This is a genomic window from uncultured Muriicola sp. (genome assembly GCF_947258935.1).
Taxonomy (GTDB): Bacteria; Bacteroidota; Bacteroidia; order Flavobacteriales; family Flavobacteriaceae; genus Muriicola.
Window position 1 is genome coordinate 73,093 of record NZ_CAMYKH010000017.1, and the last position, 9,140, is coordinate 82,232.

At 39.8% G+C, this 9,140-nt stretch carries 9 protein-coding genes and 1 pseudogene; 3 read left to right on the forward strand and 7 right to left on the reverse strand.

What is annotated here, in order from left to right:
* The first annotated feature begins 352 nt into the window (after positions 1–352).
* Positions 353–1,111, forward strand: a complete 759-nt coding sequence (locus Q0X72_RS04920; RefSeq protein ID WP_297762533.1) for a glycosyltransferase — start codon at positions 353–355, stop codon at positions 1,109–1,111.
* Here the strand turns inward: Q0X72_RS04920 and bioA are convergent.
* Positions 1,108–2,376, reverse strand: coding sequence for an adenosylmethionine--8-amino-7-oxononanoate transaminase (bioA, locus tag Q0X72_RS04925; RefSeq protein ID WP_297762534.1), 1,269 nt, complete (start codon positions 2,374–2,376; stop codon positions 1,108–1,110). The two genes, Q0X72_RS04920 and bioA, sit on opposite strands and share 4 nt — an antisense overlap.
* Before the next feature lie 67 nt (positions 2,377–2,443).
* Between bioA and Q0X72_RS04930 the strand changes: the two genes are divergently transcribed.
* Positions 2,444–3,931 (forward strand): glycosyltransferase family 39 protein, encoded by a 1,488-nt coding sequence (locus Q0X72_RS04930; protein ID WP_297762535.1) that lies wholly within the window; start codon positions 2,444–2,446, stop codon positions 3,929–3,931.
* Here Q0X72_RS04930 and bioD read toward each other — a convergent pair.
* The 3 genes from bioD to Q0X72_RS04945 are packed head-to-tail and all read right to left on the reverse strand — an operon-like array spanning position 3,923 to position 6,095.
* A complete protein-coding gene (gene bioD / locus Q0X72_RS04935) occupies positions 3,923–4,540 on the reverse strand; it encodes a dethiobiotin synthase (RefSeq protein ID WP_297762536.1) in 618 nt (205 codons plus the stop codon). The two genes, Q0X72_RS04930 and bioD, sit on opposite strands and share 9 nt — an antisense overlap.
* Before the next feature lie 3 nt (positions 4,541–4,543).
* Entirely contained in the window at positions 4,544–4,927 is a 384-nt protein-coding gene (locus Q0X72_RS04940; protein WP_297762537.1) for a DUF2007 domain-containing protein, read from the reverse strand.
* A complete protein-coding gene (locus tag Q0X72_RS04945) occupies positions 4,920–6,095 on the reverse strand; it encodes an aminotransferase class I/II-fold pyridoxal phosphate-dependent enzyme (RefSeq protein WP_297762538.1) in 1,176 nt (391 codons plus the stop codon). The genes Q0X72_RS04940 and Q0X72_RS04945 overlap by 8 nt, the downstream gene beginning before the upstream one ends.
* Before the next feature lie 75 nt (positions 6,096–6,170).
* On the opposite strand from Q0X72_RS04945, the gene Q0X72_RS04950 reads away from it, so the two are divergent.
* Positions 6,171–6,701, forward strand: coding sequence for a GNAT family N-acetyltransferase (locus Q0X72_RS04950; protein ID WP_297762539.1), 531 nt, complete (start codon positions 6,171–6,173; stop codon positions 6,699–6,701).
* Positions 6,702–6,725: 24 nt separating this feature from the next.
* Here the strand turns inward: Q0X72_RS04950 and Q0X72_RS04955 are convergent, their stop codons facing one another.
* From Q0X72_RS04955 to Q0X72_RS04965, 3 genes and pseudogenes are all read right to left on the reverse strand, one after another.
* Positions 6,726–7,004, reverse strand: a complete 279-nt coding sequence (locus tag Q0X72_RS04955; protein WP_297762540.1) for a F0F1 ATP synthase subunit epsilon — start codon at positions 7,002–7,004, stop codon at positions 6,726–6,728.
* A 53-nt stretch (positions 7,005–7,057) separates the two neighbouring features.
* Positions 7,058–8,566: a F0F1 ATP synthase subunit beta gene (gene atpD, locus Q0X72_RS04960; protein WP_297762541.1), complete on the reverse strand. Its 1,509-nt coding sequence runs from the start codon at positions 8,564–8,566 to the stop codon at positions 7,058–7,060.
* A gap of 181 nt (positions 8,567–8,747) precedes the next feature.
* Positions 8,748–9,140, reverse strand: a pseudogene (locus Q0X72_RS04965) (TonB-dependent receptor); the annotation flags it as partial.

Genomic DNA, 9,140 nt, shown 5'->3' on the forward strand with positions numbered 1-9,140 from the left:
TGAATAATGTATTAGTCTTACAACCCAGTTGGTGGAAAAACAACTGGAAATGGGTTGTTCCGGTTGGTGGATGTCTTACCCTATTAGTTCTAATTAATTTCTCTATTGCATCATTATGACATGGGGTAACCCCAATTTTATAGAATGCGGAGCCCTGCGAATATGCGCAACAAAAAATAAACCAGAACAAGCAGCTTATCGAACTCCTGGGGACTTCAATTGAAAAGGATGAGATGGCGAAGGGTATAATTGGATATATGACAAGATAATGTTTACCGTCAAGGAGAATGAAGAAATAAATCTGTTAGAGAATAACTGGGAATAATATATAATATCAATGCCAACCACCCCAATGAAACAAGCCGAAATTGCCATAATTATTCCTTGTTACAACGAATTTGAACGCCTTCCTGTTGCTGAATTCGACACATTTCTAAAGACTCACAAAGACGTTATAATTTGTTTTGTAAACGACGCTTCTTCTGATCCAACCCATTTGCATCTTGAAGCACTTAAAAACAAATTCACACCTCAGATTTCCATTCTTAATAACGATAAAAATATAGGTAAAGCGGCATCTGTGCGTGCAGGGGTTTTGTACTGTGAACAGGAAAATATTGCCCCTGTATTTGCCTACCTGGATGCAGACCTGGCTACTTCTCTGGAAGAATGCTATTCCTTTTTAATTCCTATCAAAGAGCAAAAAATATTTGTTTTTGCTTCCCGTATCCTTATAATCGGTTCTATTGTTGAACGTAAGTTCTCCAGATTTCTTTTTGGCCGTATTATTGCGACCTTTATTTCAAATATCTTGGACGTTAAGGTATATGATACACAATGTGGTTGCAAAGTTTTTAAGGCAGAGCTTTCAGAAATACTCTTTAAAAAACCATTTATTTCGAAGTGGCTTTTTGATGTTGAATTATTTAGCCGATTATTATGCCATTACGGCAAAGAAAATGCCTTAAAAAGTATGGACGAGATCCCTGTCAAAAGATGGGTAGACAAGGGAGAATCCAAGGTAAGGTTGAGTTACTTTTTTAGATTGTGGTACGATCTATATCTTATTAGAAAAGCACATCGAAAAAATTATCTGGCCCAATGGTCTTAAACCAAATTCAGGGCTGATCTGATCCCACTGTAAATTTTTTCCATTTCGTCCTGGGATATAACATAGGGAGCAAGGATGTAAATTGTATTTCCCAAAGGCCGAAGGAAAATCCCATTATCCATAAAGTGTTTAAAAAGTTTATCCCTGAGGCTACCATAACGTTCCGTCTTTGTCTTTAAATCAAGAGCAAAAATGATTCCGCATTGCCTTGTGGCTAAAACTTTAGGGTGTTTTTTAATTTCCTTTTCAAAATTTTGATGAGATGTAATAATCCTTTTAATATTCTTTTGAATTTCATCAGATTGCAACAGGCTAATTCCAGCAATTGCGGCAGTACAGGCGAGTGGATTAGCTGTATAGGTATGTCCGTGAAACAGCCCTTTGGCAATCTCATCACTATAAAAGGCATTATATACCTGCATTGTACAAGTGGTTATCGCCATTGGCATTAGGCCAGCTGTAAGTGCCTTGGAAAGGCAAATTATATCGGGCTTGATACGCAAATAATCTGATGCGAAGTGTTTTCCAGTTTTTCCAAAACCTGTCATTACTTCATCCGCAATGGTAAGCACCTGATGTTCTTGCATTAGTCCCAGGATTTGTTCTAATCCACTTGCTGAATGCATCTTCATGGCAGCGGCTCCCTGAACCAATGGTTCATAAATAAAACCGGCTATATCTTCAGTTTGTAATCTGGTTTTTAAATGAGCAAGAAGGGCTTGAATATTGTCTGAGTTTGGCACAGGTATTCTTTCAACATCAATAAAGAAATCTTCAAAAGGGCCATTATAGACAGACAGTCCTGATACAGACATAGCTCCAAAAGTATCGCCGTGAAAACCCTCTTCAAAAGCCAGCAAAACATTGCGTTTATGCCCGTGATTAAAATGATATTGCAAGGCCATTTTAATGCCTATTTCCGTTGCGGTGGATCCATTGTCCGAAAAAAACAACTTCTGTTGATTCTCCGGCAGAATCTTAATGAGCGCTTCAGATAATTCAACGGCAGGTTGGTGTGTAAATCCGCTAAAAACAACCTGATCTAACTCAGACATTTGCTTTTTTACATGGCTCAGGATATAATCATTACAATGCCCATACATACAGGTGTACCAGGATGAAATGCCATCTATATATTCTCTGCCGTCTTCATCGTATAAGATGCATCCCTTTGCTCTTATGATCCCCAACATTTCCGGATGTAATTTATGCTGCGTGAGGGGGTGCCAAAGGTGTTTTTTGTCTCTTTCTGAAAGTTTTTTCAAGCCTGTCGATTTCACTAAATCACCGATTTATCTATCTTGCAGTCCCGGGAAGAAATCCCCGCTGCTAATGCTAGACAAAGTTATAACATCTCTTACTCCAAATTACAATAAACTTAAGGGAACAGCGGTATTTCTTTTACTATTTGCCCTCGCCCTTTTCATCAGACTTCCCTTTTTCTTCAGGGATTATGTAGACAGGGATGAAAGTACATTTATCCTTATAGGCCAGTCCTGGGTAGATGGATTCCTGCCATACACCCAACTCTGGGACGTAAAGCCACCAATAACATTTTTATTCTTTGCAGGGATCATTTACTTTTTTGGCAAAAGCTTTATTGCCATTCGCTTTATGGGTACAGTTTTAGTGGCGATCACAGCATTCTATACCTATAAATCTGGCGCACTAATATCCACAAAAAAGAATGGTTTCGTTGCAGCATACATATGTGTAATGCTCCTGAGTATGTTTGGAAGCATACAGGGAGTAATGTCCGAACACATTTGCATGGCGTTTTTTATGCCTGCTTTTTACCTGCTCATAAAACATAAAAATCCTGTGGCCATTTTAAATGCCGGCTTGTTGATGGGAATGTGCCTTATGTCCAAGCTCAATTTGGCATACGCCATTCTTTTTATCGGACTCTTTGTATTTTATGATTTTACAAAGTCTAAAGCATATTGGAAGAGCTTAAGGAATACCGGTCTTTTTGGAATAGGGATACTGCTCATTGTTTTTTTGACCCTGCTCCCATATTATCTTCAAAATAATCTTGAATTGTGGTGGGAATCCGTATTTATTGCCCCTTTGGATTATGCCGCCGCAAGGCGTTATTCTCCGATGAGGCTTGCCCCGATTTGCTTGCTAATCATTATTTTTTTTCTATGGTCCTGGAAAAAAAAATATCTCGATATCCGAAAACGCGGAATGTTGCTTATTATCGCAGCAACAGCTGGTGTACTGCTCTCATTTATTAAAGGAGGTAGAATAAACAGTCATTATCTCATTCAATTGTTTCCGATATTTATAATCCCTGTGGTAATTGTATTCAGTAAGATTTCATTCTCAGGAAAGTTCAATTACCGCACTTATATCTTTTTTCTTTTATTGGCACTTCCTGCAGAAAGCTATCTGGAGTATTTCAATATTGCCAGGAACAAATTGGAGAGAGGAACTTTTTATAACGGTGAAGGATTTGCTGTTCCTGAATACATAAATCATTATGATCTGGATACGGAAAATATTCTATTTTTAGGCTACCATATAGGCTATTGGGTATTAGGGGTAAATCCGCCAACCAAAGCAGCTACTCATCCCAGTAATCTTTGCAAGGATGAAATGTTTTCGGCATATAAGAATCCCCGGAAAACATCAATGGAAGAGTTGCGATATATTATGGAAGAGTTAAGTCCAAAAACTATTGTTACAAGGAAAGGGCGTCGTATTTTTGATCAGGACGAGGTAGAGGAAAATGCATATATGGTGCAATATTTAAACGCCCATTATTCGGTTTTAGCTACAGTGGACAATGCTGAAATACATCAAAGATTAGAGTGACAGCAAAGAAGATCTGAATGCATCAGCATACCTCTTTATTACAGCTTTGTTGATGGATGTTTCATTTTGAATACGCCCAAGGGAACGGACACCGGTTTTTTTAAGAATGGCATTTTCTGTTGTTGGATGGGCTTCCCCATTGAAGAGAAGTGTAACATCAAACCCTGATTTTTGTAAACACGCTATAGTCAGCAAGGAATGATTGATGCTCCCCAGATAATGTCTGGACACTACAATTACCTTGTAATTTGGTCGAATAATATCCAAGATGGTTGCTTTATCGTTTAGGGGCACCAGTAAGCCTCCTGCTCCCTCAATTACTAAATGGTTTTCCGTTCTCGGTTCAATTATATTATCAATTTTAATTGAAATCCCATCTATATCCGCTGCTGCATGGGGACTCATGGGTGTTTTTAGAGCATAGCTATTCTCATGGATGACCGTTCTCTTATTGCTGATCAGTTGCGCGATCTTTTGGCTATCTGAATGCTCCAGGTCTCCTGCCTGAATGGGCTTCCAGTAATCTGCCTCCAGGGCTTCAGTAATTATGGCTGATGCAATGGTCTTCCCCACTTCCGTGGAAATTCCTGTAACAAAGATTCGTTTCATAGATCAGGAAGGTTGGGTAATCATCTGACAGTTCAGACATTTATATTTTTTCTTTTCGAAAAAGGGAAACAGCTTATTAAAGATCCCTTTCCTGGTGTAATAAACCTCTGACCGCTGTGCCTTACAATTAGGACAGGTAATAGGGTTTCCTTCTTCATCTATGGCATATCTCCTGAATTGATCATAGATCGCTATGGCCTTATCCTTATCCTTCGTATATACCTGTAGTTTTACACCGCCTATAGCCTGACTTACCAAAGGATCAGTATTAAGGAAGTTTTCATCTTTTAAATACACGAAGATCCCTTCGGATTCGAGTCTGCCCTTAATTACCTGAACATCTGCAGGGAATTCAAAGGCACCAAGGGTATAGAATTTATCAGACATAAAACTCTGCATTAATGGAACTAGCCAATATACTCAATACTTCCTTTATTTCTTTCTCTGTATTGTAACTATGAAGACAAAATCGCAGCCGCTCCTGGCCTTCAGGAACGGTAGGTGATAAAATAGGTCGTATATCATATCCTTTCTCCTGTATAACAGCTGCGATCTTCTTGACTTCTGAGTTGCCAGGAACAATACAGGAATGGATAGCAGAAGTACTGGGAATAAAGGAATTACCCAGCTTTAGATTATATATCTCCTTATTAAAGATCCCAATATTTTCCTTCAAACCTTTCTTGCGTTCTTTTATTTTCGCAGTTTCAATCGTTCGAAAAGCAGTAAGAATGGAGGCAACGATAATAGGTGGAAGGGCGGTTGTATAGATAAAACTTCTGGCAAAATTGAGCAGATAGCTCTTTAGATCGTTGCTTCCCAGAATGGCAGATCCCTGCACCCCCATCGCTTTTCCAAAGGTTACTATACGCGCAAACAAAACCTTGTCTCTCAATTCTTTCTTGGAATGATCCTCTACGGTGTCATCTACTCCTTGTATGGAATGAGCTTCATCCAGGATCAGTTTACATTGATATTCCTTACAAAGCGCAGTGAGTCTTTCCAGGTCCGGACTATCTCCATCCATAGAAAAGACAGCTTCCGTAACTACATAGCATTCGGTACCCTTATCCGAATCCTTTCTAACTCTTTGAAGGATACTGGTAAGATCATCCAGATCATTGTGTTTAAATTTCAGACTCTTGGCTGTTCCCATCCGGATGCCATCGCGCATGCTGGCGTGGATATATTCATCAAAGACCACCACATCTGTCCTTTGAGGAACTGATGAAAAGAGACCGAGGTTGGCATCGTAGCCAGAATTAAATATCAAGGCTGCATCCGCTTTATAATATTCTGCAAGATATTGCTCGGTTTCCTCGTACAAGACACTATTCCCGGAAAGAAGCCTCGACCCCGTAGATCCATTTTGAATGATTCCCCGGTCTATTAATAATTTATGAGCTCCATGAAAAACTACCTCATCCCTGGCCATTCCAAGGTAGTCGTTTGAGACAAAGTCGATTTTTCTTGAAACAGCCTGTAGCTCACGAAGTGCATTCCTTGTACTTCGTTCCTGAAGTTTTTGATTCAATTTCTTTGGTAACCCTGTCATGCCACAAATGTAGCATTTACAACAATAAATGCTATCTTACTTTATGGAAACAGCCACTTAAAATTCCTGTTTAACATGGCAGTTGAGTATACCCGCGTAACTAATAAAGAAGAACTGGAAGAAATACTTGTGCTCCAGAAACAAAATCTTCCTGATTATCTCACGGAAAAAGAAATTGAAAAGGAAGGTTTTGTAACCATTTCTCACACGTTTGATCTGTTGGAGAGAATGAATGCCGTTTGTCCTCATATCATTGCAAAGGATAAAGGGAGGGTCATTGGTTATGCGCTCTGTATGCATCCCGACTTTTCTAGAGAGATCCCCATACTTTTATCCATGCTAGAACAATTGAAGGTAGTACTTCCTCATGAGGAATCTTTTATCATTATGGGACAGATCTGTATTGATAAGGCATACAGAGGACAAGGTGTTTTCCGGAGATTATATAAGACTATGAAAAAATCTCTAAGCTCAACTTTCAAATTGATCGTAACAGAAGTAGATGGAAGAAACAAAAGGTCTTTAAATGCTCATTTGGCATGTGGATTCACCACCAAAAAAAAATACCAATCTGATGGGAGGGATTGGTATTTAATTGTACTGTAATTTTTTTTTAAGAGATCTAAGTCGTCAATCTACAAGGACAATTACTCTGTTATCCTTCATCTCCATAGTACCCCTGGAAATTGGCAAGGCCGTCTTTCCTTCAGTGCTTTTGATAAATTTAGAGGCGTATTCCTCAAAAATGCTCACCTCACCACCTATTTTCACATTCCCTTCCTGTAAGAGGGAAACGATAGGGGCGTGATTATCCAATACTTGGAACTCCCCATTAACACCGGGAACCGTTACTGAAGTAACATCGCCTGAGAATAGGGTGGCTTCTGGAGATACTATTTCTAAATGCATATTATTCGCTTTCTAAATTTTACTGGTACTGATCTTTGTTGGGCCGCTTGATATTATACATCAGCCAACATTTTCTCACCAGCTTCTATAGCCTCTTCAATGGTCCCTTTTAGGTTAAAGGCAGATTCCGGAAGGTGATCTAATTTACCATCCATGATCATATTGAATCCTTTAATGGTTTCCTTGATATCTACCAAGACTCCCGGGATTCCGGTAAATTGCTCAGCCACATGGAAAGGTTGTGAAAGGAAACGTTGTACCCTTCTTGCACGTCCTACAGCCAGTTTGTCTTCTTCAGATAATTCTTCCATTCCCAGAATGGCAATGATGTCCTGAAGCTCTTTGTATCGTTGCAATAACTCTTTTACGTTTTGTGCACACGTATAATGTTCTTTTCCTAATACTTCTGCTGTTAGAATTCTTGAGGTAGAATCTAATGGATCTACCGCAGGATAAATACCTAATTCCGCGATCTTACGAGACAATACGGTAGTAGCATCTAAGTGAGCAAATGTAGTTGCAGGTGCCGGATCCGTTAAATCATCAGCAGGAACATACACCGCTTGTACAGAAGTAATAGATCCTCTTTTTGTAGAGGTGATCCTTTCCTGCATGGCACCCATTTCAGTAGCCAAGGTTGGTTGATATCCTACCGCAGAAGGCATACGACCTAAAAGGGCCGATACCTCAGAACCTGCCTGTGTAAAACGGAAGATGTTATCTACGAAGAAAAGTACATCTTTTCCTTGTCCTTCCCCGCTTCCGTCACGGAAGTATTCAGCAATTGTAAGTCCGGAAAGTGCAACTCGTGCACGTGCTCCCGGAGGCTCATTCATTTGTCCAAAGACAAAAGTTGCTTTAGATTGTTTCATGGCTTTCTTATCTACCTTAGAAAGGTCCCAGCCACCTTCTTCCATGGAATGAAGAAATTCATCCCCATATTTTATAATACCAGACTCCAGCATTTCTCTAAGAAGGTCATTCCCTTCTCTGGTTCGTTCACCAACTCCGGCAAATACCGAAAGACCACCATGGCCTTTTGCAATATTGTTGATCAATTCCTGGATCAATACGGTCTTTCCTACTCCTGCTCCTCCAAACAAACCGATCTTTCCTCCTTTTGCATATGGTTCAATAAGGTCAATTACTTTGATCCCTGTAAATAGCACTTCTGTAGAAGTAGAAAGGTCCTCAAACTTAGGCGCTTCCCTGTGAATGGGCAAGCCATTCTTTCCTTCTTTAGGTAGATTTGGCATACCGTCAATAGCATCCCCAATTACGTTGAATAATCGACCGTAAACATCTTCCCCGATGGGCATTTGAATTGCCTTTCCTGTGGAAACAACGTCAACACCTCTACTCAAACCATCGGTAGAGTCCATCGAAATAGTTCTTACGCTATTTTCACCTATATGAGATTGTACTTCCAGAACAAGAAGTGTTCCGTCGCTCTTTGTAATTTCTAAAGAGTCATAGATGTTCGGGAGTTCGGATCCCGATTCGAATTCTACGTCGATCACCGGTCCGATAATCTGAGAAACTTTGCCAGTTACTTTAGCCATTCTTCTACTATTTTATTTCGAATTAAGAGAAAATAAGTCGCGCTGATGTACTTCACTACGCGCTTTTTTCCGGCTGCAAAGATATATCTTCACATTGTAAATAGGAAGGCTTTGCCCTGATTTTTTCACATAAAAAAAACACCGGGATTCCGGTGCTTTTTTAGTTGCTTTATGCTGCCCTTTAAGGGTTTATCGTCCAGCTCACGTAAAAGATGGACCCCACAGCTCCTGTACCTATGGCCGAGAAATACTCTTGCCCCAGGATGTTGGATCCTCCCAGCTTAAAAATGGATTTGATGTCCGGCACGGCATAATTGATCTGAGCATCCAGAACGGTGAAAGAGGGTAATTGCCCGTCTGCAAAAGTGGCCTGCCAGAAATAAGTATCGCTCCATCTGTAGTTCACATTAAAGCCAAAATTCTTAAATAATTCTGTATTTCCGAAGGAAGCCTTTACCTTATGGTTGGGTGTATTAAAATTAGTCCTGAAATCGGGGAAAGCCGCCTGGTCAAAGTCAATTTCGGCATAGGTATAGTTTACACCAAGATCAAAGTTGCCCAATACCTTGAAATA